The 26937-nt window shown below is 45.2% G+C and carries 24 protein-coding genes and 1 tRNA gene; 16 read left to right on the top strand and 9 right to left on the bottom strand.

The genetic code is table 11. From position 1 onward, the window contains the following. Positions 1–202: 202 nt before the first annotated feature. Complete coding sequence (locus F7P81_RS07945) at positions 203–1252, bottom strand: glycosyltransferase family 2 protein (protein ID WP_151159120.1); 1050 nt, start codon at positions 1250–1252, stop codon at positions 203–205. A 36-nt stretch (positions 1253–1288) separates the two neighbouring features. Further along, on the bottom strand, positions 1289–2977 hold the full coding sequence (locus F7P81_RS07950; RefSeq protein ID WP_151159121.1) for a beta-1,6-N-acetylglucosaminyltransferase: 1689 nt from the start codon (positions 2975–2977) through the stop codon (positions 1289–1291). A 349-nt stretch (positions 2978–3326) separates the two neighbouring features. Between F7P81_RS07950 and F7P81_RS07955 the strand changes: the two genes are divergently transcribed. From F7P81_RS07955 to F7P81_RS07975, 5 genes are all read left to right on the top strand, one after another. Continuing rightward, complete coding sequence (locus F7P81_RS07955) at positions 3327–3512, top strand: hypothetical protein (RefSeq protein WP_151159122.1); 186 nt, start codon at positions 3327–3329, stop codon at positions 3510–3512. A gap of 544 nt (positions 3513–4056) precedes the next feature. Further along, positions 4057–4845 carry an ABC transporter permease gene (locus F7P81_RS07960; RefSeq protein ID WP_151159123.1) on the top strand — a complete coding sequence of 263 codons (789 nt, stop codon included), beginning with the start codon at positions 4057–4059 and terminating at the stop codon, positions 4843–4845. After that, on the top strand, positions 4785–5555 hold the full coding sequence (locus F7P81_RS07965; RefSeq protein WP_246176066.1) for an ABC transporter ATP-binding protein: 771 nt from the start codon (positions 4785–4787) through the stop codon (positions 5553–5555). The genes F7P81_RS07960 and F7P81_RS07965 overlap by 61 nt, the downstream gene beginning before the upstream one ends. Positions 5556–5676: 121 nt before the next feature. Beyond that, positions 5677–6798 (top strand): polysaccharide pyruvyl transferase family protein, encoded by a 1122-nt coding sequence (locus F7P81_RS07970; protein WP_170265226.1) that lies wholly within the window; start codon positions 5677–5679, stop codon positions 6796–6798. 171 nt (positions 6799–6969) lie between these two features. Further along, entirely contained in the window at positions 6970–8031 is a 1062-nt protein-coding gene (locus F7P81_RS07975; RefSeq protein ID WP_151159125.1) for a glycosyltransferase family 2 protein, read from the top strand. 9 nt (positions 8032–8040) lie between these two features. Here the strand turns inward: F7P81_RS07975 and F7P81_RS07980 are convergent, their stop codons facing one another. Both F7P81_RS07980 and F7P81_RS07985 read right to left on the bottom strand, forming a co-directional pair. Next, positions 8041–8874, bottom strand: coding sequence for a glycosyltransferase (locus tag F7P81_RS07980; RefSeq protein ID WP_151159126.1), 834 nt, complete (start codon positions 8872–8874; stop codon positions 8041–8043). A 422-nt stretch (positions 8875–9296) separates the two neighbouring features. After that, positions 9297–10493, bottom strand: coding sequence for a winged helix-turn-helix domain-containing protein (locus F7P81_RS07985; protein WP_151159127.1), 1197 nt, complete (start codon positions 10491–10493; stop codon positions 9297–9299). A gap of 247 nt (positions 10494–10740) precedes the next feature. Here F7P81_RS07985 and F7P81_RS07990 point away from each other — a divergent pair, with 247 nt between their 5' ends. Continuing rightward, positions 10741–11589, top strand: a complete 849-nt coding sequence (locus F7P81_RS07990) for a mechanosensitive ion channel family protein (protein WP_022711822.1) — start codon at positions 10741–10743, stop codon at positions 11587–11589. 335 nt (positions 11590–11924) lie between these two features. Beyond that, a complete protein-coding gene (locus F7P81_RS07995) occupies positions 11925–12362 on the top strand; it encodes a PACE efflux transporter (RefSeq protein ID WP_151159128.1) in 438 nt (145 codons plus the stop codon). Positions 12363–12373: 11 nt separating this feature from the next. On the opposite strand, the gene F7P81_RS08000 is transcribed toward F7P81_RS07995, so the two are convergent. Then, entirely contained in the window at positions 12374–12820 is a 447-nt protein-coding gene (locus F7P81_RS08000; protein WP_028233851.1) for a pyridoxamine 5'-phosphate oxidase family protein, read from the bottom strand. 65 nt (positions 12821–12885) lie between these two features. Next, complete coding sequence (locus F7P81_RS08005) at positions 12886–13278, bottom strand: GFA family protein (RefSeq protein ID WP_151159129.1); 393 nt, start codon at positions 13276–13278, stop codon at positions 12886–12888. 356 nt (positions 13279–13634) lie between these two features. Between F7P81_RS08005 and F7P81_RS08010 the strand changes: the two genes are divergently transcribed. From F7P81_RS08010 to F7P81_RS08020, 3 genes are all read left to right on the top strand, one after another. Beyond that, complete coding sequence (locus F7P81_RS08010; protein WP_022711819.1) at positions 13635–14693, top strand: GNAT family N-acetyltransferase; 1059 nt, start codon at positions 13635–13637, stop codon at positions 14691–14693. Between the two features lie 230 nt (positions 14694–14923). Further along, positions 14924–15646 (top strand): hypothetical protein, encoded by a 723-nt coding sequence (locus tag F7P81_RS08015; protein ID WP_151159130.1) that lies wholly within the window; start codon positions 14924–14926, stop codon positions 15644–15646. Between the two features lie 427 nt (positions 15647–16073). Continuing rightward, the gene (locus tag F7P81_RS08020) at positions 16074–16760 is read left to right on the top strand and encodes a GGDEF domain-containing protein (RefSeq protein ID WP_246176067.1); all 687 of its coding nucleotides are present in this window, start codon (positions 16074–16076) and stop codon (positions 16758–16760) included. Positions 16761–16973: 213 nt separating this feature from the next. On the opposite strand, the gene F7P81_RS08025 is transcribed toward F7P81_RS08020, so the two are convergent. Both F7P81_RS08025 and F7P81_RS08030 read right to left on the bottom strand, forming a co-directional pair. Then, positions 16974–17059 (bottom strand) — tRNA-Leu (locus tag F7P81_RS08025). Positions 17060–17285: 226 nt separating this feature from the next. Then, the gene (locus F7P81_RS08030) at positions 17286–17987 is read right to left on the bottom strand and encodes an SDR family oxidoreductase (RefSeq protein ID WP_075655210.1); all 702 of its coding nucleotides are present in this window, start codon (positions 17985–17987) and stop codon (positions 17286–17288) included. A gap of 322 nt (positions 17988–18309) precedes the next feature. On the opposite strand from F7P81_RS08030, the gene ade reads away from it, so the two are divergent. From ade to F7P81_RS08060, 6 genes are all read left to right on the top strand, one after another. Continuing rightward, positions 18310–20049, top strand: coding sequence for an adenine deaminase (gene ade / locus F7P81_RS08035; RefSeq protein ID WP_246176091.1), 1740 nt, complete (start codon positions 18310–18312; stop codon positions 20047–20049). Then, positions 20046–21302, top strand: coding sequence for a threonine ammonia-lyase IlvA (ilvA, locus tag F7P81_RS08040; RefSeq protein ID WP_151159132.1), 1257 nt, complete (start codon positions 20046–20048; stop codon positions 21300–21302). Before ade ends, ilvA begins: the two co-directional genes overlap by 4 nt. A gap of 353 nt (positions 21303–21655) precedes the next feature. Beyond that, on the top strand, positions 21656–23206 hold the full coding sequence (locus F7P81_RS08045) for a DEAD/DEAH box helicase (protein ID WP_246176068.1): 1551 nt from the start codon (positions 21656–21658) through the stop codon (positions 23204–23206). Between the two features lie 211 nt (positions 23207–23417). After that, positions 23418–24461: a cysteine synthase A gene (locus F7P81_RS08050; protein ID WP_151159134.1), complete on the top strand. Its 1044-nt coding sequence runs from the start codon at positions 23418–23420 to the stop codon at positions 24459–24461. Between the two features lie 112 nt (positions 24462–24573). Further along, on the top strand, positions 24574–25320 hold the full coding sequence (locus tag F7P81_RS08055) for an alanyl-tRNA editing protein (RefSeq protein ID WP_151159135.1): 747 nt from the start codon (positions 24574–24576) through the stop codon (positions 25318–25320). A gap of 100 nt (positions 25321–25420) precedes the next feature. Next, entirely contained in the window at positions 25421–25972 is a 552-nt protein-coding gene (locus tag F7P81_RS08060) for a GNAT family N-acetyltransferase (protein WP_022712085.1), read from the top strand. A gap of 11 nt (positions 25973–25983) precedes the next feature. Here F7P81_RS08060 and F7P81_RS08065 read toward each other — a convergent pair whose 3' ends face one another. Further along, positions 25984–26784: a GGDEF domain-containing protein gene (locus F7P81_RS08065; protein WP_151159136.1), complete on the bottom strand. Its 801-nt coding sequence runs from the start codon at positions 26782–26784 to the stop codon at positions 25984–25986. Positions 26785–26937: the final 153 nt, after the last annotated feature.

Raw genomic sequence — 26937 nt, forward strand, 5'->3', positions numbered from 1 at the left:
ATCAATAATCAGGAGTAAATCAACTATGATGACTGTATCTTAAAAAATATTGTAAAATTTAGTGGTTTTTATATTTTATATTTTTATACTATTTAACAATAGTAAATACTTTATATTTTATTGCTAGTTATGCCTTTTAAAGTAACGGAACTATAAATTAATGCCAATAAATCATTGGCATTAATTTATGCGGATGTAGGTATCAGAACCAAGAACCAGGTGTCATTAATCCTAATTTGATAAGCTGCTCATCATTCTTATATGTTACGCTGATCCCATCAGTGTAGAAAATTGGAGATTCCGAGAATTGATATTTTTCATACTCAACTCCTGCTGCATAATGCTCTTTTCTTTTCATTTCTTCATTAGCTTTATCAATTAATGACCCTACTAATTTAAAATGAAACAATGCACCTGTAGGGCTGACACTACCAGGGGTGTGAGCTTGATTTAAATATATCGGATAAGCGTCATGCATTGACATATTGTAATGAAAATCAGATCTCCATTTTATAAATGGTATTTTGTTTAGTGCAGGTGACTTACTTGGTTTGTCACTAAAATATACCCTCATACGTGGTCCGCCGCGTATCCAAGTGCCGCCACCCCAACTTGATGTTTGTATATAGCCATCCTTGTCGAAGTAAGGACATACCTCAAAGGGGTTATCACCTTCATTAAGTGTGGTCGCGGCAAGGTTTTTATCGCTGTATGCGTCAATCATTATCGCATGAAAGCATTCTCTTTTCTCTTCTTCTAGAAATGAGGCAAGCGCTTTTAAGCTTCTTGTTTGCATATGTGGGTAAACAAGAAACTCATCAGGATCTACAACAACGCACCAGTGATTGGTTCCGTATTTTTTTAATAAAAAATTTAGCCATAGCATGCCAAATTTAGCATTTTTGTAACTGGATTGAGTGTGATATAAAGTAACATTATCAAGTTTATTGCAATACTCGATGAAACCATCATTTGAATCGTTATCTACAATAATAAAATGATCAACGCCTAATTTTTTATAGTAATCAAAAAAATATGGCATTCTAAGTTTTTCGTTGCGGAGGCAACAAAACAATATGATGCTATTTTTTTTGATCTTATGAGTTTCGTTTTTTATAATTTTTAACGAACGTCCAGCCTTATTGTCTAGAGCAGTGAGTTTCAGATTAAGTAAACGGTTTCGGAGAGCTGTTTTTGCCCTCCATCCGATTACCTTCATTTTTGATCCAACATTTTTGACTTTATTTAGCATTTATTCCTCATGCATATTTGATTATATACACTTCAATTATTGGATTTTTTTTAAATCATTAATTATTTGATTGAACCAACTGTACTTATTGAACTTGCAATTCATAATGGTTTCATTGCTTATATTGAGTCTTTTGCAAATGAAGCTATTAAAATTGTTGTCTGCGTTGTCATTATTAGATGAAGTGTATTGTAAGACAGTTTGATGGTTGATATTTCCATTAAAAACAGATCTTAACTCATATGGAATTTTATTATCATCAATCTCTCCATAAAGCATTTGACTGTAAATATCTGAGCTTACGCCAGGAATTTTGTTGTTTTGTACCTCTTCAGATATTAAGTCAGCCTTTAGTAATTGGAGCCATTCGTCAGAGTCAAAGCTATATGGGGTGGTGATAATTTTTAACGCATTTTTATCATTAAATATTTTCCGGATAGGTGAATAGTGATCACCGGCCACCCATGTAAAAACTGGTATTTTATTGGTTCTTATTCTTGCTCTGCATAGATATAGAAATTGATCTAAGTCACGAATTTCTTTGTCGGTTGTATTTAAACCGAATATGCTATCTAAGCATGAATCTTCAAACACTTCACTTCTTGAGAATATTCTTCCCATTGGGTGAAATATGTTGTGATCGATGTTTTTAAGGCTTTTATATAAATACTCTTTAGTGCCAAATATGAAAATATACGGCTTTTTTGTGGCTTTTAATACACCTTCACCATTCGCCTCTATAAATTGATCCCTGTAATAAATTGCACCTGGTGCAGGAAACCAAGTTTGTGCTTTCTTCTTATATGTATAGTCGTTGTTTTTTTTGTTAGTAATAACTTTTATGGTGCGTACATCATCGGAATGTACAAGATTTAAACTTTTTTTGATTAATCCTGTTGCTTCATCCGATACTTTACGAACAAAAAATTTCTCCAGATTAAAAGGATAGTCGCCATGGTCGTCATAAAAAACGATAGGTTTCCCATAATCTGTAAATTTGAAAAATGTCAAACCGTAACCAGTTATCAATTCAGTTGGAACTAAGTGTCCAACAACCGTTTGGAAAAACATTTCATCTGGTATGTAAGTTTTTTTGAAAAAGGTTTCAATTTTGGGATTTTCATCTAGAAGCGACAGCATATCTAGACAAGTTTTCCACGTAAGTGTCCACCATTGAGAGCCAAAGCGGACTTTCATGTTGAGAGGTGTTTTTCTTTTTATGCGTAATTTTTTTTGTATGTTTACCCAGGTGTCTTCAATGAAGCTTTTTTCTTTTGATGCGCCGTAAGGAAAATAAAACTCGTATCGCTCTTTCCTTAGTCCGCCGATCATCCAATTTTCATCGTTGAATTCGATAAATTCTTTTCCGTTATTCGCTGATAAAAATTTTTCAAGTTCCTTTATTGGCTTGCTTGGCATGCAAGCTCCACTTAGGAGGATCACATAATCAAAATCTATGGATAATTTTTTTGCCTGCCGAAGGGATTCTAGAGTGGCGTCCACTAGAGAATAGGTACCCCACTGACATCTTACCCTTTTGTTTACAAGGTGAATTTTAGGATTGTTTGCCACTGATGAGTGTAGCTTGTTGAAGCCATCTTGGCTCGCATTTCCGTCATAGTGAACTATTATACTTGCATCTGTGGACGCATTAATGATGGAAGATGCTATATTGGACAGCCGTTCAGGCTGATTATGCGCCAAAACAATGTATAAAATTTTCATGCCGTATCCTAGTCCAGATAGATAAATTTATCTCGCTTATGAACAAAATTAACACGTTGTCAATAAGTTGGTTCGAAGTATTAGATGTGTGACATATTCATCATAGTTTATTTTATTTAGAGTTTAAATTTTAACTCAATGCTAATTATATCTATGAAAGGCTCATCTGGAGGCTTCCTGGTGCGTCTCTTCGAGATACTATCATTTTGAGTTCGTTCCAGTGGTTTTTTGGTGCTGTTGTTGGAGTTTGAAGCTTTTTCGGTTGCGAAACATCGCATTTCGTCGAGGGGCAATGATATTGGTCAACTCGACAGATGTCGGTCAGCTGTGGCTAGAGAGTAAACGATGATTGTTCATCGCTATCAATTTAAAAACGCTGTTCGTGCTTAGACTTGTGAAAAGGGCGGGCGGGGGGCCCATTGATGGCTATCTCGCAGTTGTCTTTAAAGCTGTTGTTGAAAATATTCTGAATGAGGCTGCTGGACGCAAAGTAGTACCAATTTATCTTGGTGTGGTTTCCCCGCTGCAGGGTTAAATTGCTACATCTCATTCATGTCGGACAATATTCATTGTAGGCAAATGGCTTTACACGCCCGCTCATTTCTAGACTCAATGTTATTACATTATTTGAGCAAAAGGTTTTTGCTTGGTTGTGAGTGTTATCACTTCACATCAAAAGGGTTTTTCCGAGAGGGTATTATCTAGTTTGGTATCTGATGATAATCGCTTTAGTTCAGTTTTTGCGTCCTTCGACGTTTCAGTCACCGAATATTCAGCAAATGTGGCTTTCCATTTATTATGCTGACATCGCTTAGGTCGTGCTAATCACAGAGTTCCGAAGCTGGGTACGTCCCTCGTGTTAATTCTAATGTTGAATATCTGTAAGATCGTAAACGGTTTTGCTTCAGCCTCTTGTCCGCACAATAAGGTGGAGTGTGCTTTAATATGAATTATTTCGATGAGGCAGGGGGAGGTTTTTGTTGCTTTTTCGTTTTCGTTGTGATCTTCACCAATGATTTAGGTGTGCTCTAAAATGTTCAGCATCTGTGAAAATGATAAAAAGGCCGTGAGGTTGATGTATGACTAGTGTTGTAGGTAGTGCTTTTAAAGATGTCCAATCTACATGGAAAATGCGGCGTGTTTGGCTCGCTCTAGCTACTGAGGATATTAGCGATGAGCATAAGCGAACTACATTGGGGCCGATTTGGTTGCTGGTCAATTATGTCGCTTTTGTTGGAACATTTTGTTTCGTTGTATTCGATGCCAGATCTAATAGTGAATATGTCTCATATGTTGCGGTTGGCTTGTTCGTTTGGTTTTATATATCGGATAATATTAATAATGCCGTTGGACTATTTGTAAGAGAGGAAGGGTTTATAAAAGGAACTCCACTGCCAATTAGTTTGTATGTTATGAGGCAGTTTATGCAGTCATGTATAAGATCTTTTTATTCTCTTTTAGGGTGTATCATTATTTTACTATTAGGTGGTACCTCAGCGGATTACACATGGTTTTTAAGTCTTTTATCGCTCTTTTTAATATTATTAGTAACTCCTCCTATAATATTAATTTTTGCTTTTTTGGGGGCATTTATACCAGATGCAAAATTTTTAATACAAAATGCTATGAGGATTGGAATGTTTTTAACTCCAGTGTTTTGGAGCTATGAGAATTCTGGTGGACTTAGACATTATCTATATTGGTGGAATCCGTTTACATATTTTCTTGAGATAGTAAGAGATCCTATTATTGAGGGTTATATTCATTCTTTTGATTTTATGGTTTGCGTGTCCTTGGGGATATTTGCTTGGCTCCTTGGGGTGTATTTGCTTGGCAAACTAAAAAAAGAAGTGGTGTTTGTGCTGTGAGCAATTCAATTGAAGTGCATAATATTTGTCTGTCTTACCGTGTTAGACGTAAAATATCTTTGGCGCTGAGGCCTTCTAAAATGCCAACAGGCGGCACCATCAGAGAATTAAAAGGCGGAAAGCGGGTTGTCGCTGCACTTGAAGATGTTAGTTTTTCCTTGTCGGCAGGGGACAGGCTAGGGTTGGTGGGCTCCAACGGTGCAGGTAAGACGACTTTATTGAAAGTTTTATACGAGATTTATACGCCGACATCTGGCCAACTTATCGTTAAAGGTAAGGTTGATGCGCTGTTTAATATCTGGCTTGGTTTTCGACAGGAGGCTACAGGTAGACGTAATATCGTTTTACGGGGATTGATAAATGGCTGGACAATGGATGAAATTGATGAGCGAATTAATGAAATCATTGAGTATAGTGAGCTAGGTGATTTCATTGATATGCCAATGAAAAGTTATAGTCAGGGGATGGCTGCCCGGCTAGCTTTTTCAGTTGCGACAGCCATGAATCCGGAAATACTGCTGATGGATGAGTGGATAGGCGCGGGCGACTCTGGTTTTCAAGAGAAGGCTAAAAAAAGAATGGATGAATTGGCAGAAAAGGCAGGAATTATTGTTCTTGCAAGTCACAATCCGAATATTATTAAGAAAAATTGTAACTTGATACTTGAGTTGGAGAAGGGGCGCGTAAAGTCATTTAAAAGAGTGTCATAGAGTATCTCTAAATTTTATTTATATTTTACTATAATTATTTAATGAAAAAATATTTATAAATTTGGTATACGTCTATTGGCGAAACATTTTAGACTCGTGAAAGTGAAATTCAATGTTATACATGTTAGGCGGGGCAGGGGTAAGTAATTTTGGCGATGAATTTATGGTGCGTAGATGGCTGGAGTTCTATAAAGAGCATGGTCTTGAAGGGGAATTGACTATAGATGGTGCCTCTGCTGAAAATTTAAGTGGCTTGTTTGGTGGGATTTACAGAAAAGCCTCATTTGTTAGTGTTTTTAATGCCTTGAAATATAGTGGACCAGATAATTTTTGGGAGTCACTTCGTCGTGGCCTTAACTTTTACGATAATGGTGGATTGAATAATTATCGTGAATTTAAAAAATGGTCAGAGAAAATTATCTCAACTAAACTAATGCACTTGCACGGTGGTGGGTATATTAATGAGATTTGGCCGCAGTCAGCTTTTTTATTAGGTGTGGCTGCCGCTACTAAGCTTAAATATAATTGTAAGTTAGTGGGCACAGGTATTGGTTTGCTGCCTCTATCTAAGGTGCCTGATTTATATAGAGATGAATTTAATAAAATCATAAATACATTTGATTTTATTGAATGTAGAGATTACGACTCATATTTATTTCTTAAAAATAGTGTAGATAATGCAGATAATATCTTTTATGGTTTAGATGATACTTATTTGGCGCATGTTGATAATGTAAGTAATGTAGATGGTTGCAATTTACATATTTCATATTTCAGTAAAGCTAAGGAATCTTTGCATAGACTACTTAATAAACTACCTGATGAATATTTTAACAAATTTTCTAATGTGTATTTTTGGGAATGTACGATGCAAGATAGGGAATGTTTTGACATTGTAAAAGCTAAGCACCCTAAAGTAAAGCTTTTAGATTATAGGGATTTGGTGCTAAATCCATTGCCTGTTAATGCTGGTGATGAAATGATAACAGCACGCTTTCATCCCCATTTGCTTGCTGCTCGAAAGGGAGTTGCTGGCTATTATCGGGAGGATGGCTCATATTATGATGTTAAGCAGGGATCTGTTGTTGATTTAGGTTCGCCATTTAAATCAATCGAGAAAATCACCGCTTCGCACATAAGTCAGCAAGCCTTTAATCGGATTGTTTCTTTTGAGGATGCTCGTGTAGCAATGAAGCGGATATTAGGTGCACGCATAGTGGAATATTATAAAAATTCAAATTAATGTGTTTGAGGGGGGCTTAATATTTTATGTACTGCTCTCACATGAGGGCGGTACATAATCATGCTGGGTTTTGTATATATTGACACTTTAAGGTTCAAATCAATAGTCATCTGATAAAATAAATACTGCTTCGTAAGGTTTTATGTACTGAATTTACATTCGAATTAATTGGTGAGCCATTTGCGTATTAGGGAATTAGCACGTTCGATTGTTGTGAGATATCCGATTGTGATGAAGGCGATTGGTCCGTTTCATCACATAGTGCGGAAAGTTGTCAATTGGCTCGAATACAAGTTTATTTTTTCTAGCAGTATGAGAGCGACAGTTGAGCTTGTTAATAGTGCTTCTTCTCAGAAGAGGGAGAATATTCTCGCATTTATGACTGTAAGGAATGAGCTTTCAAAACTTTCCTTCTGTTTGCAGCACCACAGAAGCTTAGGGGTGAAGGAGTTTTTTATTGTCGATAACGGTTCTATCGATGGTACTTATGAGTATTTGTTAGAGCAATCGGACGTTACATTGTTCCGCACCAATGAAAGCTATAGAAATGCCCATTATGGTATTACATGGGTGAATTTTCTCATTCACAAATATGCTCAAGGCCGTTGGGCATTATTTATTGATGCTGATGAACTATTATATTTTGATGGGATGGAGCATGAAGACGCTATTCAAAAGTTAGTTCACCGCTTGGAAAAAAAACAACAAACTTATTTTTATGCTCCCATGGTTGATTTGTATGCTTTTGATGATCTGCGCATTAGCGAGGTATCAGAACTAGAGCCTAAGTACCGTGAATTGAATAACGCTTGTCACGATATTTCCAGTTATAAGTCGGGTGAAAAACTCGCAAATGAATTGTTTACTCTCAAGGGTGGGCCACGATCCCGTTTGTTAGAAGATCAGGCAGTAGCGCCCAATTTAGTAAAGTTTCCGCTTATAAAAGTAGTCTCTAAATCTATATATATCGGTTCTTCTCATGAATTTTATCCACCTCGTAGAGAGGTGCACACAGATTATGGATGGCTAGTACATCTGAAATTGGGCAATAATGCCCATGAACATCATAGTGATCCTGAGATTGAAAAAGAACATTATGGTATAGGGGCTGAGCGGAGAGTCATTGCTAGTGGTGCCGTAAATAAACTAGTGACTGGTGATCCGCAGGCGATAAATTTTAACGGACGAAAGAGTTTAAATTTGCTGGATGAGGTAATTAAAGGACGAATTTAAATTAAGGTTTTATTTTTCTGCTTTGCTACGTAGTCGCGTATAAGCTATTTTGATGGCGGCTTTTGGTAAAACACGAATAGCAGCCCTGCTGGTTACATTTAACAAAAGCGCTGATCTGGGAATTATATTGTATTTACTAAAGCTGCGAACCGCATTGAATTCGGCTGTAATGTATCTCCATCCAGAACGTCGGCTTAACAATCCATTGCCTATTCGAGCATATACTAATACTTCATCTAAGTTTCGACACTGATATCCCGCGGCTATTATACGCAACCAAAGATCATAATCTTCAAAATATGGTACATGCTGATAATTCCCAGCATTAAGGATGGCATCCTTTCTGAACATTACAGTCATGTGATTGAATGGATTACGCATCCATGCTGCTTTTACAATCTCTCTGTGTGTTAGTTTGACCGTACGCTTATATTGTGCCTCGTATGGGGCTTTATCAAATTCTGTAATATGACCACCAAGGATAGCTACATCAGGATTACTACTTAAGAATTCATATTGCCTTTTGAAGCGGTGAGGTATGGCTATGTCGTCAGTGTCCATGCGCGCTACAATTGGGGCAGAGCACTTCTTTAATCCAATGGCGAGAGCTAACCCTAAACCTTTATTTACAGCTAGTTTAACAGATTTGATATTTAGCGTTTGGCGGAACTGCTCAATAACAGTTTCTAGTGTCGGATTTAATGGGCCATCTTCAACCAGGACAACTTCACATGCCTTCATTGATTGCTTTGAAAGGCTAAAAAATGTTTCTTGAAGAAAGTCTGGATTGTCATTGCTATAGGTAGACATCAAGACGGAAAGTTTAGCACTTCCTTGACGCATAATAATCTCAGTCCCTGAAACTCGCGCTATATCCGGCGTATTTTATGCTATCTAGAAGCAGCAGCCTTGTTAAGGCAGCGGCTGTAATAATAGCGCATGTCTTGCATCGGCTCAATGCAGATTTTTGCTTAATTTAGTCCAGTGCTAAGGGGTTAAGGCATTTAAACATTAATGTAATCAATATCGAGATGAGCTGATAATGGCGCAATAAGCTGCAGTTTTTTTGGGGATGAATATTTGTATGAATAAGCCTCAAAGTGCAGCGCTTTAGTAGACTTTGCCACTGAGTAATAATTGTATTTTTTGTGGAGATACATATCTAAACTTGGGCGTGACAGAGTGTAAGCCGAAATTTGATATCAATTTCTGTAATGTTAGCGGAGAACGGGCGCTTGATACTGCAGGAACGGCGTGATGCAGTGCTAATTCCGCAACCAGTCCGGCAGGTAAGATAGTTCTGTCAGCTTCAGAAATGATGCGATGCGTTCCAGTTCGGTCTGTAAGGCTGCAATGCGGTTTTTACCCATTTTGATGTTTTGTTCCGGCCAGAATGCGGTAATGACGAGCTTTTTATCTTCCCGCTTCGCATCAATACGGCCAATAAGCCTGTCACCCTGCATAACCGGAAATACATAATAGCCATATTGGCGTTTCGGTGCCGGTACAAATATTTCGATACGATAATAGAACCCGAACAGTTTTTCAGCCCGTGCCCGATCACGCAGGGCAGGGTCAAAAGGCGATAATATCCGCACACGTGATGATGGTTCCGGCAAGTCAGATACGGAATTCAGAAGTGCTTCTGTGGAGTAGCAACGCCGTAGAGTACCGTCAGCCATTTCAACATCAATCTCGACGAGGCGACCTGCAGCTTTGGCTTCAATGCACCATTGTTTTGCCTCTTCACGTGTTGCAATGTCAAAGAATGCAGCAAGTTCACCATGTGTTGCAAAGCCTAGACGATCCATCGATGCGGACATTGCCCAGTCAATTATCTCAGCTTCATGCATTTGCGAGTGTTGAAACGGTTCCGGTATGACCCGCTCCGTCAGATCGTAAAACTTGCGAAAACCTTCGCGGTGGCTGATTGCCAGCCGCCCTGAACGCCACAAAAATTCCAAAGCGGTTTTTGAAGGATGCCAGTTCCACCAGCCACCGGATGAGGCAGGCGTGTCGCCACGGACATCGGAGGAGGTGGTTGGTCCGTGCTTTTCGACATGGCTCAATATTTCATCAAACTGCGAAGCCCAGCCGTCCCGTCGCCAGCTTGACCATCTTTGCTTCATACGAGCTTCGTCACGGGCAAATTTCAAGCGCCACATCGGGAAAAACTGCATAGGAATGATTGCAGCATCATGAGTCCAATGTTCAAATGCATTGCGCTCAGAGGCAATCAGCTTGTTGAGCGCTTCGGGCTGATAGCGGCTGCGGCGCGACCACAGAATAAAATCATGCGCCCGCGCAAGTGTATTCACACTGTCGACCTGCACAAAGCCGAGATCAGTTAAAACACCGGACAGATCTGCACCTTTGCCTGATCCGGTTTCTCGACATAAAAGCTGATGCCGGTGAAGAAAAAGACGGCGCGCATCACGGTTGTTTAATAATGCGTCAGGCATTGGTGATCCTGTTCACGGAAGATATTTGCAATTTTTAACATGACATGTGCAGTTATTCCATGATGTCTTTTTCCGCGAAATATATTCAGCATTTCAGAATTTCAGGCTGAAACAAATTATGTGCCCGTACTCGCAGTGATTTCCGCGATATTCTCTTGTCTTAAACCTCTGGTGCATTAAATTATTGACGGATAAAGAGCTATTTCACCATTTTCGCTGCTATCAAACATTAAACTGAAGATGACACATGCAGGAACAGACAGCTGAATTTATTCAAAATACCAATGCCCTTGCCATCCAGATTTCCAATCTCGTTTTAAGTTACTCGCTTTCAACAATCGGCGCGATTATCATTCTCAGCGTTGGCTGGATTATCGCAGGGATTTTGCAGCGTTGGACGCGGCAATCCCTTTCCAAATTCAAAGGCTTCGACCAGACGCTCGTTGTGTTTTTCAGCGCATCTGTTCGCTATGGCATTCTGGTTGTCGTTCTGGTGATGGTGCTGGGGCAGTTCGGTATCCAGACTGCTTCAATTCTCGCTGCATTGGGTGCGGTTGGTCTGGCTATCGGTCTGGCATTGCAAGGCACATTACAGAATATTGCTGCCGGTATTATGCTGCTGGTTTTGCGCCCTTTCAAAGTCGGTGAATATATTAATGCGGGCGCGATTGCCGGTACTGTTCAGGAAATCGGACTGTTTTCGACAGAGCTGAAAACCTATGACGGGTTGTTCGTGATGGCACCCAATTCGGTTCTCTGGAACACGCCGGTTACCAATTTCACCCGCCATAAAGCCCGTATGCATGATTTTAAAGTCGGGATTGGTTATGAGGATGATGTGCAAAAAGCCTTCACTATTCTCAAAACCATTATTTCTGAACAAAAAGGCGTGCTGAAAACACCGGAGCCGATTTATTTTGTCTCCCAGCTGGCAGACAGTTCTGTGGTCATCAGTTGCCGTTACTGGATTGAGGCGCCGAATTATTTCACGGTCAGCAACACGACAACGGAACGGGTGAAATCTGCATTCAGCGATGAAGGCATTAACATTCCTTATCCGCAGGTCACTTATCATCGTTCCGAGGTGACGAGTTAATGCTGTTGTTTATACGTGTTTGAAGGATGTGCGGGCGATCAAAATTTTGTCCGCACATTACTCTATTCAATTTAGCTTGATCTAATTAGTAACGGCTCATCTGTTGACATATCCGGTTGAGGCTCTTATTTCTGAATTTCGCAGATGGAAAACCGCGATCTGCTGATTTTTTCCCGTTTTTATGAGTGCCGGGGCGTGCCGGCTCACAAGTCAGATTTTCAGGATGTGTCCCCGTTAAACGGATACATTTAACGCTTTGTGGCATGCGCATCCGAGAATCCAGAACGAGCAGAGTGGGCGCAGTGAATGCGACATATTCTGCTCAGGAGCTGTCTATGTTCGTGCTTAAACCGCTTAAGCGGCGTATTGTCTATGTCGGTACTTTTGAACTTATTGCGATTGCCGCTTCAACTTTGCTGCTGATGTTTTTGAGCGGCGGTGATGCGCAGGGCTCTCTGCCGGTTGCTATTGCCGTCTCTCTCATCGCTGTGACGTGGAATTACACATTTAATCTCATGTTTGAGAAATGGGAGGCACGCCGTCAGTCAACCGGACGCAGTGTCTGGGTGCGTATTGCCCATGCTTTCATATTTGAGTTCGGCCTGTTCGTGATTATCATTCCGATTTATATGGTCTGGTATTCTGTCGGCTTCTGGAAAGCCTTTCAGATGGAAGCTGTGCTCTTGCTGTTCTTCCTGATTTATACGTTTATTTTTACGTATATTTTTGACATGATCTTTACGCTGCCGCAGGCAATGGTTGCCGCTGAATAATTCAGCCATTCTCAGGGCTGGGCTTGATGACCGGTCGTTTCAAGAACCGATATTCTGAAATATAAAGGTTCTAACGGCCGTTCCTCACCCCGCAAAATGGTTTTGACATAAGCGGGTTCCCACCAGTTCGCACCGGCTGCCAGCAGCTCATGTGCGTGATAATACAGGCTGTCTTTGCTCAGGGATTTGGGTATTTCCTCAAAATGACCGGAAATAACCAGACAGCGCCAGTTATTGGAGCCATGAACATCTGAGAAGCTGACGCATACATTGCGGTTGGCTCTCATGAGCTCCATTTTCTTCCCCTCGGAAGTCAGGGAATAGAGATAACCGTTGCTGTGTATGAAACGGAGCGGCACTACATAGGGCTTGTCTTCAACCGAACAGGCCAGATAGCCGATGCCTACATGGCGCAGCATTTCCTCAACTTCCGGACGGGGCATGTCATGGATTAACATCGTGACCTCCGTGAATGTGCGGGTATAATTCAATATAGCACATCCGGAAATTTACGGCTCAGATTTTATTCTTCCTGACGGCGCGTGGAAGTGCGGTTTCGCTCATATTTCCTCTGAAGCGGGAAGGGCGGAAGCCATGTTTCACGGCGAATAGTCCATAATTCATAGGTTGGTACGAATTGGTTCGGCTCATCAAGTGAGCCCAGATTTATTTCAATTTCGTCATCCGATCGCCCGAAGACCGTTGAGCCGCATTGCGGGCAAAAATAGCGCTCCGCATAGCTGCGTGCATCACCGCTGATCGTGACGGCCTCCTGCGGGAATATTGCTGATGCATGGAAAAGAGCGCCGTGATGTTTGCGACAATCCAGACAGTGGCAAATACCAACCCGATAGGGCTTTCCCGTAGCGGAAAACCGCAGATTTCCGCAAAGACACCCGCCTGTAAACGTCTCCATGGTTTTTCTCCTTTGAGATAGGCAAGTCATTTTCCGTTTAAGCTCTGCAAAAAGCAAGAACAGGGGGGGGCCGAGAGGTGTGATTGTGGGTTTTTGTCAGGTATTTGTCGAGACTTGAAGAGGTCTCAAAGTGGAGCGCAAATATCTCTTGTGCTTCACTTCTGCCAGCCATATCTGATTGTTCTGCAACGTGATTGCAGTATGTTTGAGATAAAAGCGGGGTATCAGGATGACAGTTACTTTTTCGCCGGATGCCGGCGGGCGTAAGCCGGCTGTACACGGAACAGTTTATCAGTTCCGACTGGTATCACTCATGGTGCGAATGCATGGCATCGCATCCATAGGATCGCTTTTATATGCAAAAATTAGAGCAAAAGGCCTATCCGGCCGCTCAGGCCATTCTGGCTGAACTTTCTTCAATTCATGTCACTATCGCTTCCGTTCTGGACGGATCAATCGACGGGGAAGTCTGGGCGGACAGTCCGGTAAACCCTAAGCTTGTCATCGTCATCAATGGAGACGGGTATTTTCTGGCCGGAAATCCGGATATTTCGCAACAAACTGCGAATGATATCAGGGATATAATTCCGGATTGGGCTTATCTGTTTGCCGAGGAATGCTGGTTTCCGCATTTCACCAAAATCTGGGGCAATCAGTTTGTCGTACCGCATCCCCGTATCCGTATGGGATATGTTGCAGGCAATGCGCTGCCGGAACCTTATCTGCCATCAGCAGAGTTTGAAATCGTTCCGATTAATCAGGAACTCTTTAGCCGCAATCCGGAAAACATTGAGTTGCTGGAGGAGAAGGCAGAAGGATGGGGTTCTGCGGATGCCTTCTTTGAAAATGCAGTCGGCTTCTGCGCATTACATCAGGGAGCAATGGTCAGCCATTGCCTGACGGATAGTGTTTCTGGAACGCGCTGCGAAATTGGTGTGGACACAGATCCTGCTTTCCGGCGTATGGGGCTGGGACGCGCAGTGTCTTCTGCAACTCTTGCGGAATGCATCCGACGGGGCATTCACGGTATCGAATGGCACAGTCATGCTTCGAACAAAGGATCGCTGGCCATTGGTAAAGCTGTCGGACTGACAGAGCTTGATCACCATATGGCCTATAGTTGCAGCCTTCCTGCTGAAAATATCGGTGATTTGACCGATGAAACCTGTCTGAATCTTGCTTTGCATTTTGAAAAGGCAAGTCAGGAGATCAACTGGTGTCATTTCCACGCTGCCGGCGCGCGTGCGCTCTCAGGGGACAGGGAGAATGCGCTTAAGAATATCCGCCTGCTGATCGAGAGTGATTGGGAGGGAGAGGCTGAATGGCTTGAAAGATTCTGGGCACTCCAGTCACTGAGCGGTGATCCGGATTTTCACGCTTTGCTCAGACGCAAACGCGAAACGGAAGCCAGCTAAAACCTGAAACTTTGACGCATCGAAAGATGCGTCAAAGCACCTGATTGGGGCCAACAACGGGCATGGGGCTGATGAGACAATGCGGAGGATGACTGTATAGGCCAGCGGGAGAACTCGTGCCAAATTACGTGCAGATGAAGAAGTAAAAGTCAGTTGCATTGCTTCAGTTGAAGCAAATCTATTGTTGCTGTAAAATGTATATATGAGGATGCATTTTTCGGGGGAAGACGATGCAACAAACTCAGGAACATCAGTACTTCAATATCCGGCCGTCTTTTATTGCACTCATATTGGCGAGTGCAATTGCCATTCTTATATTTTTTCATTCTGTTGTTATGGTGTGCTGGTATACCAAAGCCTGTGGGGTGGCGATGGACCCGATTAACCGTTTTGGCCATATGTTCGACCTCAACCGGGAAATGAACATACCAACCTGGTTTTCCGTGATCCAGCTATTTGTGACAGCTTGTAGCTTGGCGCTGGCCGCATGGGTTCAGCGATTACGATCACGCTCTGCAATCGCATGGTGGGGTTTGGCAGTGATATTCTTTTATATGTCGCTTGATGAGGCAACCGATATGCATGGTTTGTGGCGGATAGATGGTTATGTAGTTCCCGGTACAACACAGGCACTTTTTTCGTGGATCATTCCGGCTGTTTTTGTCGTGCTTATCATTGCTCTGATTTACATCCGGTGGCTGATTACACTGCCACGACGCACAACAATATTGTTCTTTATAGCCGGTGCTGTTTTTGTGACCGGCGCCTTGATTTTCGAAGGGATCGGCGCTGTTCTGGCCGATGAAACCTTTTTCACGCCGTCCTATCTCATTGTTTCGACGATGGAAGAAACATTGGAGCTATTTGGCATTTTAATCATGCTTTATGCGGTGCTTGATTATCTTCAGGGGCAAGGACTTAAAATTGCACTTGTGCCTGAGTCACCCAGCTGAAAATTCGTACAAGTTGGTAAGCCGTTGCTCCGGTGACGGAATATCTGTGGTCTGATGTGGGCAATTTGTATTTCGAAGCAATGTAAAAAGGTAGAACGAATTATCCGCGATTATGATTGTCGTCAGACGTGTAGGTAGCTTTTTGTTCACAGCAGCTTGAGGTACGTTAGACGGCTAGAATGTAACTTTCCATGGTTCCTGACGCTTCGGTAACCAGTTCTTCCTCCAGTACGAAGAAGTAGCTATATCTCAGCAATAAATACAACTGCATCATAGTTGAGTTGTGGATTATATTCGTCAAAAGCGCAAATGTTGGTGTTTCTGAAATTCATATCGGTAAACTGTATAGTGGATTAAAAGCTATATTGCAGTTTTTTTAAATAAGATATGATCCCGGAAGGTGGGGCGGTTGTTATCGAAGTTTGTGTTGAAACGAACGGCAATAGTTGCGGTATTTGCTGCGACTATTTCAATATCATTTTCAACTGGTGTTCGTATAATCACTGGAACAGAATCCGATTTAATAACGGTCATTGTCAGGTTGACGCTACCGTTTTTGATCGCAATTCCGATTGGGATTTATTGGTTTTCCCGTTTGGAAAAACTGGAGCTTTCTTATCGCAGCGCCATTCGCAGAGCCAATGAACTGACGCGCATTGCGAGTGTTGATCCTTTAACCGGCATCCTTAATCGCCGCAGTTTTATTGAGCAATTTAATGCAGCAAGCGCCGCAGGAGTTCGAGGCTGGTTTTTACTGGCCGATATCGATTATTTGAAAGTGATAAATGACAAGTATGGCCACCTTGTCGGTGATGATGCTGTCGTTTCTGTCGCTCAGGCAATGGTCAACATATTGCCGTCAGATAGTTTGATTGCTCGTATTGGCGGGGATGAGTTTTGCGCCTTCATTCCAAAAGCATCATGTGCTGATATTGATGACGCTATTGAGCAGATGAATGCGAAAGCTGATGATGAGCTACAGCAGCGACAGACAGATATTATGCATGTTTTGTCGCTCTCTGTTGGATATATGCCATTAAAATCCAATCAGAAATTCAAGGATATAATGTCCCTCGCGGATGAGCGAATGTATCGCAAAAAAAGAGCGAGATAGTCACCAGCCAGTAAGTTGTTTTGCGCTGGAGTACCCGATATATGATGAATGTCATATCGAAGTGAAAGCCAACTCACTTAATCCAGCAAAAATATTTCATGGGGATTCGTGGGGATAATTCTAAGAAAACGTACGCAGAACAGGCGTATAGGAACGCGTTAGGAACGTTAGGAACGCTTAAAAAAATAGCACCAGCTAAGTCATTGAAATAGCTGGTGCGGACGGCGGGACTTGAACCCGCAAGCTCTAAGAGCGGCAGATTTTAAGTCTGCTGAGTTTACCGATTTCTCCACGTCCGCAGTGCAAGATGTTTTATGCACCTGAAACCTGCCTTTTGATCCGTGATTTGCTGGCGGAAGTCAAGGCGCAGATTGCGTGCTGAGTGAAAAATCTGCCGGAATATCACTCGGCATAAATATATTCTGCAAAAATCAATATTGATTGAAATCAGTAATTTAGTCTCATGTAACTCACGTCACATAAGAGTGGCAGCGGCCGGACTATACCGGCCGCGGCAAGATATTCTTAAACTGAACGCGTAATGCCGCCATCAACGCGGATATTCTGGCCGGTAATATAACCCGCGCCATCAGACGCCAGAAATGCGATGGTTTCGGCAATTTCCTGCTCGGTGCCGTAGCGCTGCATTGGTATGCGATCTTTGAATTCCTGCTTTTCCGGCAGGCTGTCGATAAAGCCCGGCAGAATATTATTCATGCGAATATTGTCGGCAGCATATTTGTCGGCAAACAGCTTGGTATAGGAGGCGAGGCCAGCGCGGAATACACTGGAGACCGGAAAAGCCGGATCCGGCTCAAAGGCTGCAAATGTTGAGATATTGATGATCGAGCCGCTTTTTTGCGCCTGCATGATTGGCGTTACCAGTCGCACAGAGCGCACCACATTCATGAAATAAACATCCATGCCGCGATGCCAGTCTTCATCTGAAAAATCCAGCAAACCGCCACGTGGCCCGTGGCCCGCGCTATTCACCAATACGTCTACGCGACCCCATTTCTGATGCGCGCTGTCGATAAGCTTTTGCAGGTCATCATTAGACTGGTTGCTGCCGGTTACGCCGATGCCGTCATAGGTCTTTGCCAGCGCTTCACCTTTGCCAGATGAGGATAAAACTGCAATTTTATAGCCGTTATCCGCCAGTTTGCGTGCTGCCGCTGCGCCCATGCCTGAACCACCGGCAGTAATAATCGCTACTTTTTCGTCCATATTCTATCGCTCCCGATTTGAATTTTCCTGAAGCTGCCATGAAAATGCTTTTGCTGTAAAGTATTATATAGTCAGTGTTATAATAATTATTGTGCCGTTTGAGAGACGCGGCCTAGCTGTGTAATCCGATGAGATAATTGCTTAAACAATCAAAACAAACTGGTAATTTCCGGCTAAACTTGGCAAAACTGATTTTTGCCTGCGCCGGATATTTATGACCGGTCATGCCATGGAGGCCATCTTGTCATCATCAGATCTAAAAAAGTCAAAAACTGAAATCAAATCATGGGCAGCATCTGCGCCTGTTCTGGTTGATGTTGCCATGGGGCGCAAACCGGCCGATTTGGTTGTGCGCAACGGTCGTCTGGTCAGCGTTTACTCTGGTGAGATTGTTGCGGGCATTGATATCGCTATTGTCGAAGGGCGTTTTGCCTATGTCGGCCATGATGCAACCCATTGCATTGGTGCGACAACCAAGGTTGTGGATGCTGAAGGGCGCTATCTGGTGCCGGGTCTGTGCGATGCGCATATGCATGTCGAAAGCGGCATGGTGACAGTCACAGAATTTACCCGTGCGGTTGTTCCGCATGGCACGACCTCGATGTTTATTGATCCGCATGAAATCGCCAATGTGCTTGGGCTTGAAGGCGTGCGGCTAATGCATGATGAAGCTATGGCCATGCCGGTCAATGTCTATGTGCAGATGCCAAGCTGTGTGCCTTCTGCACCGGGACTGGAAAATGGCGGCGCGGAAATCGGTGCGGCAGAAGTGCTGGAAGCCATGAGCTGGCCGAATATTATCGGTCTTGGTGAAGTGATGAACTTCCCCGGCGTTGCCAATAATGACCCGACCATGCGCGGCGTGATTGATGCCACGATGAATGCAGGCAAGACGGTCGGCGGCCATTATGCTTCGCCTGATCTTGGCCGTGCGTTCCACGGCTATGTGGCCGGCGGCCCTGAGGATGACCATGAAGGCACACGCGCGGAAGATGCGATTGCCCGCGTGCGTCAGGGGATGCGCGCAATGCTGCGCCTTGGTTCCGCATGGTTCGATGTGGCAACACAGGTCAAAGCGATTACCGAGCAGGGCTTGGATTCCCGTAATTTTGTGCTCTGCACCGATGATAGCCATTCCGGCACTCTGGTGCATGAAGGCCATATGGATCGCGTTGTGCGTCATGCCATTGCGCAAGGCTTGAAGCCGGTGACGGCCATTCAGATGGCGACGATTAATACGGCTCAGCATTTCCGCTTAGAGCGCGAAATCGGCTCTATCACACCGGGTCGCCGTGCGGATTTCCTGATCGTGTCTGATCTCTCGGCGCTGACGATTGAGCGCGTTTACGGACGCGGTGTGTTGCTGGCTGAGCAGGGCAAACTGGTTGCGGAAATTGCACCTTATAAATATCCGGCAAAAGCGAAAAACACTGTAAAGCTTGGTCGTAAGTTCTCGGCACAAGACTTTGATATTCAATCACCAAAGCCAACTAAAAATGTAACGGCGCGCGTTATCGGCGTGATTGAAAATCAGGCGCCGACACGCGCTTTGGAAGCCGAGCTTTCAGTGAGTGACGGCATTGTGCAGATGGATCGCCGTAATGATGTTTGCCAGATTGCTCTGGTTGAGCGTCATCGCGGTTCAGGACAGATTACCAATGCTTTCGTGTCCGGCTTTGGCTATACGCTCGATTGCGCACTGGCTTCAACCGTTGCCCATGACAGCCATCACATTATCGCTGTCGGCACCAATAAGGAAGATATGGCGAAAGCCGTTAATCGTCTGGGTGAGATCGGTGGCGGCGTGGTGCTTTATTCCAAGGGCAGGGAACTGGCCTGTGTGGAAATGCCGATTGCCGGTCTGATGTCCGATGAACGTGCCGAGATCGTTGCCGCAAAAGCGGACAAGCTGGTGAAAGCCATGGCTGCGATGGGTTGCACATTGAATAATGCCTATATGCAGCACTCGCTGTTGGCTCTTGTGGTGATACCGGAACTGCGCATTTCCGATATCGGTTTGGTGGATGTGCGTAGCTTCGAGAAAGTTGATTTGTTCCTATGAGTGATTTTATACAATCGGTAAAACAGGCTACGCAGCAAATGCGCGGCCTGTTCGGCGAAACACCTTTGTTGCGTAATGATTATCTGTCGCGCAAATATGGTGCGGATATCTGGCTGAAGCGCGAAGACCTGACGCCGGTACGCTCCTATAAAATCCGTGGTGCATTCAACTTCATTTCTGCCGCGATTAAAAAAGCCGATCCGAATGCGGTTTTTGTCTGTGCGTCTGCGGGCAATCATGCGCAGGGTTTCGCCTATGTCTGTCGTCATTTCGGCCGCAAGGGCGTGGTCTTTATGCCGGTGACAACACCGCAGCAGAAGATCGACAAGACCCGCGCTTTCGGTGCCGAGTTTATCGAAATTCGTCTGGTCGGCGATATTTTTGACCAGTGCTATGCCGCCTCGCAGGATTATGCCAAGGCCGAAGGCGGGGTGATGGTGCCGCCATTCGATCATATGGGCATCATCACCGGTCAGGCATCGGTTGCGCAGGAAATTTCCGAGCAATTACCGGAAGACAAAATCCCCGATCTGATGATGCTGCCGGTTGGCGGCGGCGGTCTTTCTGCCGGTGTAACGCTTTATGTGAAAGCACTGGGCTGGCCGACAGAGTTTCGCTTTGTCGAGCCGCAGGGTGCGCCAAGCCTCAAACTCAGCCTTGAAGCAGGCAAGCGCGTCAAGCTGCAGACTGTTGATAATTTTGTTGACGGTGCGGCTGTTGGTGAGCTGGGCGCAGAGAATTTCAAAATTCTCAAAACCTATCCGGCATCATCCGTTATCAATGTGCCGGAGAACCGTCTTTGCGGCACGATGACGGAAATGCTCAATGTTGAAGGCGTGGTGCTGGAGCCAGCCGGTGCTCTGGCAATTGATGCGCTGAAAGATTTCAAGAAGAGCGAACTCAAAGGCAAAACCATTGTTCTGGTGGTTTCCGGCGGTAATTTCGACTTTGAACGTCTGCCGGACGTCAAAGAACGTGCGCTGCGCTATGAAGGGCTGAAGAAATATTTCATCTTCCGCTTCCCGCAGCGTCCGGGTGCGTTGCGTATGTTCCTCGATCTGCTCGGGCCAGAAGATGATATTGCTCGTTTCGAATATTTGAAAAAATCGGCACGAAATTTCGGTTCTGTGCTGATTGGTATCGAAACGAAAGATGCGAAGAACTTCGCTATTCTCGATAAGAAGTTCAAGGAAGCGGGCTGGGCCTATCAGGATATTACCGATAATCAGGTTCTAGCTGATTTCATCATCTGATGAAGATTTAAACAGTGTCCTATGTTTATTTGCATAGGACACTGTTGTTTATTTCATTTGCTTTTTAACACGAAAGCGCCCATATGCAGATCAGGCGCTTGGGTCTGATGCAAGCTATTGCATTAGGGCTTTCCATGCTGGACTTCGTTGCGTCTTGAAACTTTGCCTCATGAAGAGGTGAAATAATCCGGTCATTCCGTACCGGATACGGCAGCGCAAGTCGCGTGAGAACATCAATGTTCCGGCGCTTCGTCGTATAAAAATTTGTTTCCGGATTGCCAGCTGCGCATGGTGGTCTGATGATGCGTGTGTCCGGTTCTCCCGACCGGCGGTGCATATCGAAAGCTTATATTTTGACAAATCAAAATGAAACCGACCTGACCGCAGTTGCGGAAATTCAGGAAACTTCTGGTTTTGCCGCTTTGGGCATTACCGGTCTTTTGCTGAAAAATCTGGATGCCGCGGGCATGACTTCGCCAAAGCCAATCCAGCAGCAATCCCTGCCAGCCCAGCTTAAGGGCAAAGACATTCTGGGTATCGCGCAGACCGGCTCCGGCAAGACTGCAGCATTCTCCCTGCCGATCATCGAGCAGATTTTGGCACTTGGCGATAAGCGTCTGCCTAAAACCTGTCGTGCTCTGATCCTCGCGCCAACCCGCGAACTGGCTGTGCAGATTGAAGAAACCGTTCGTGTGCTCACCAAAGGCGCACATCTTTCGACCGCTTTGATTTTGGGCGGTGTTTCCCGTGCCTCTCAGGTGCGCAAAATGGCGCCGGGCGTGGATATTCTGGTGGCAACACCGGGTCGTCTGACCGATCTGGTGCGTGATAAATGCGTTGATCTGTCCGCTACTAAATGGCTGGTTCTGGACGAAGCCGACCGTATGCTGGATATGGGCTTTATCAATGATGTGAAGCGCATTGCCAAAGCAACGCGCTCTGACCGTCAGACTGCTTTGTTCTCGGCAACCATGCCTAAGGAAATTGTGGCATTGGCTGAAGGCCTGCTGCGTGATCCGGTGCGTGTTGAAGTTTCGCCTGCCGGTACAACTGCAGCTGAAATTACACAGGTTGTTTATACCGTGCCGACCAAGGATAAGAAAAAAGCGCTGTCTGGCCTTTTGACCAATCCAAAGCTCGAAACCGTTATTGTCTTTACCCGCACCAAACATGGCGCGGATGCGGTAACTCGTACGCTGGAAAAAGACGGCTATTCTGTTGCTGCCATTCACGGTAACAAATCGCAGAACGCCCGTCAGCGTGCGCTGAACGGCTTTAAAGACCGTTCTGTGCGTGTGCTGATTGCTACTGACATTGCAGCGCGCGGTATTGACGTTCCGGGCATCAGCCATGTCATCAATTATGACCTGCCGGATGAGCCGGAGAGCTATGTACACCGTATCGGCCGTACCGGTCGTAATGGTGCCTCCGGTGCAGCGATTACGCTTTATGACGGTGGTACAGAACATGCAAAGCTCAAGGCTGTTGAGCGTGTTATCCGCAATAGGCTGACACTGAAAGACCTGCCGCCGCAGTTTGGCCCGTTGCCGGAACGCACAGAAAAACCAACTTTCGAGCACGAATGGCCAAAGCCTGATCCGCGTGCCACCGGCAAGCGTAAAACCTCGCGCCCGTATAAAAATCTGGATAAAGCACCGCAGCGTACCACTGGTTTTTCCGATGTGCGTGAACTTTATGATGATGCCGCACCTGCCAAGCCACGCGAAGCAAAGCCTGCACAGGGCGAACGTGGCCGTCAGAACCGCAATCATTCCGGTCGTGGCGGCAAAAGCTCCGCTCAGGGCGCCGGTTATAATTCCGGTCAGGCCAATAGTGGCAAGCCTGCGAATAAAAAGACCTTCCACCGCAATAAGAAACGTGCGGGTCAGGACTGGAACAGCTAATTTATAAGTCTGTTCTAAACCTTGCATAATAGTGAAATAAAACACCGCCGGAACGCTTTCCGGCGGTGTTTTTTATTGTCGGATGCAGACTTGTCGGAAAACTGTACCTTGAATAAGCTGTTCAGCAACAATAGGTTCGGCGCAGCAATGCGTATTCTTGCATAGAATTACCGGCGTAAAATTACCGGCGCAGAATTAAAGGACAAATATAATGGTACAGTCAGGTGTAACAAATTCTGTGATCGAGGCGATCGGTAATACGCCGCTGATCCGTCTGAACAAAGCTTCAGAGCTCACCGGCTGCGAGATTTTCGGCAAGGCTGAATTTGCCAATCCGGGACAGTCCGTCAAAGACCGCGCGGCGCTTTATATTATCCGTGATGCAGAAAAACGCGGGCTTTTGCGCAAAGGCGGGGTGATTGTGGAAGGCACTGCCGGAAATACCGGTATCGGCCTGACCATGGTGGCCAAGGCACTTGGCTATCGCACTGTTATCGTTATCCCTGAAACACAAAGTCAGGAAAAGAAAGATGCTCTGCGTCTGCTGGGTGCGGAACTGATTGAAGTTCCGGCTGTTCCTTACAAGAACCCGAATAATTATGTCCGGCTTTCCGGCCGCTTGGCCGAGCAACTGGCCAAAATCGAGCCGAATGGCGCGATCTGGGCAAACCAGTTTGACAGCCAGATCAACCGTCAGGCGCATATTGAGACAACAGCACCGGAAATCTGGCAGCAGACTGAAGGTAAAATTGACGGTTTCATTTGTGCTGTCGGTTCCGGTGGCACACTGGCCGGTGTGGCAGAAGGTCTGCGCGGCTTCAGCAAAGATATCAAAATCGGTCTGGCTGATCCGGAAGGCGCGGCGCTCTATTCCTATTACACCACGGGTGAACTGAAGGCCGAGGGATCATCCATCACGGAAGGTATCGGGCAGGGACGCATCACCGGTAATCTTGAAGGTTTCAAGCCGGATTTCGCCTATCAGATCAGTGATGCAGATGCTCTGAAAATCGCTTTTGATCTGGTGCAGGAAGAAGGCCTCTGCCTTGGCGGTTCATCGGCCATCAATATTGCCGGTGCTATCCGCATGGCGAAAGATCTTGGCAAAGGCGCACGGATTGTGACAATTCTGGCTGATTACGGTAATCGCTACCAGTCAAAAATGTATAATCCGGCCTTCCTTGAAGAGCGTGGCCTACCGGTGCCGCAATGGCTTCTGACACGTTCAGACATTGCAGTTCCTTACGAGGTGTAAAACCTAGTCTCTATGTTGTTATCATAGTTTCAGGAAAAGCGGTTTTACTTTTCCTGAAACTGCTTTAAACCTCTCGCAAAAGACTTTTTCTGAAATTTTGCATGAGGGTATGATGACACAAAGTCTGGAAACCAATCCGCTTTTCCGCGAAAATGCTTATCTGAAAGCGACACCGGCCAAGGTAATCGGTCTCACGGATGAAGGCGGCGTTATTCTCGATCAGACTGTGTTCTATGCCACATCCGGCGGCCAGCCGGGTGACAGCGGTTTGCTGCGCCGTGCTGACGGCAGCGTCATTCAGATTGCCACCACTGTTAACGGCGCAACCAAGAATGATTTCATTCATGTGCCTGCTGAAGGTGAAACACTGCCACAGCTTGGTGAAGAGCTGATTGCAGAGATCGACTGGGAGCGCCGTTTCAAGCTGATGCAAATGCATACAGCCTGCCATTTGCTTTCCGTGATTTGTCCGTTTCCGGTGACCGGCGCTTCAGTTAATATTGATGACAGCCGCATTGATTTCGACATGCAGGGCAATGACCTGACAAAAGAGCAGGTCAGTGAAAAGCTGATGGAAATGGTCAATGCCGCATCGCCGGTGACTACAAACTGGATCAGCGATGAAGAACTGGCTGCCAATCCTGATCTGGTAAAATCCAAGAATGTGCGCCCGCCGGTCGGGCAGGGACGTATCCGTTTGGTGCTGATCGGTGACAACGGCTCCGTGGACTCTCAGCCATGCGGCGGCACACATGTGGCCAATACCTCCGAAATCGGTGAAATTCATATCGGCAAGGTTGAGAAAAAAGGCAAAGAAAACCGCCGCTATCGTATCCGTTTCGGTAAGGCTCCGGCATAATATCGCTGCTTTTCCTTGTCATTATCAGGAAAACAAAGCAGTTGAGCGATCCGGCGTGCATAATGAAATATGCATGCCCTGAAATAAAGATCGGAACCCTATGAGCGATCCTACGGATAACGACGATAAAACGCTCGCTGATGAAGTGAGCGTTAATATTACCCGGCTGGAAATGGCTGCACCGTTAAATGTCGCGGTGCCTTTACCTGCCGGTCTCCGGCTGGCAATCATGCTGGCAGAAAATATGCCGGTGCATCTCTATCGCTATCTTTACGAGGTCATCGGCAAGCCGCATCACTGGATGCTGCGCCGTATGCAGAATGACGAGACTGTTACCTCGATCATTCAGGCCGAAGAAACCCGCATTCTGCTGCTCTATGTGGATGGTTGTCCCGCAGGTTTTGCTGAAATGCGGCTCAATCTGCCGGAGAGCGTCGATCTGCTCTATTTCGGGCTGGTGCCGGATTATCAGGGGCGGGGTCTGGCAAAATTCTTCTTTGCCGAGGCTCTGGCGGCAGCATGGTCACATAATCCGGAAAAACTGCGCCTTGAAACCAATACGCTTGATAGCCCCCGTGCTTTGCAACTCTATCAGCGCATGGGCTTTTCGCCGGTTTCCACAGCTGAGGACGTGATTACGCTCTGGAAATAGAGCGTAATCCGTCAGAAATTGCGCCGGTCCCGGCTTTCTTCCGCATCTGAAATCAGGTGAATTTTCCTGGCATCTGTTTCAGCTGCTTCTGCCGGTTCAAAAACAATACAGTTCCGCCCCTGATTTTTCGCCTCATAAAGACAATGGTCGGCACGGCTGAAAATCTGCGAATTACTGTCGCTTTTATAAGCAAGGGCTCCACCCGCACTGATTGTCAGCGGTTCAACATGGCTCTGTGATACATAAAACGGCGTATTCTCTATTTCCACGCGAATACGCTCGGCAACGCTGATAGCGGCAGCGCGGCTGGCATTGGGCAGGTAAACGCAAAATTCCTCACCGCCGACACGGCCAACCAGATCACCCTTGCGCGTAACATTCTGCAAAGCATAGGCGATCAGCTTTAAGGCGCGGTCACCGACTGTATGGCCGTATTTATCATTGATGTTCTTAAAGTGATCCGCATCAATAAGCAGTAACGCGCCTGCATCCTGACGGGAGCGGACAGTGCGCATCATTTCAAAAAAAGCCTCACGATTATAGAGGTTGGTCATATAATCGATCTTTGAACGCGCCTGTAATTCATGATGGGCTTTTTCCAGATCAGAAAATGCTTTCGAAAGCTGCGTATTACGGTGAAACACCACCGTCATTGCCGGAAAAGCGGTAATCAGGGGAAGGATCAGACTCAGGCTGATGCTGAGCGTGCCAACCGGCTCATTGCGGATAAGCCCGACAATCATGTTGATTGCAACACAAAGCAGCGCAGCCGCAGCAGAAACAATAAAGGCTTTTATAAGAGCTGATTTCATAGTCTGTTCAAATATCCCTGAGCGTATGCTGTAGTCTGAATATTTCAGTTAATGACTGGAAATGCTGAATAGAAATTACTGGCCAACCCGATATTCTCCTCCACATAAAGGAATAGTTCTTTCAAGCCTATTAAAATCAGGAATTGGCGTAAA

The sequence above is a fragment of the Pseudochrobactrum saccharolyticum genome, assembly GCF_008801715.1.
GTDB classification, from domain to species: domain Bacteria; phylum Pseudomonadota; class Alphaproteobacteria; order Rhizobiales; family Rhizobiaceae; genus Pseudochrobactrum; species Pseudochrobactrum saccharolyticum.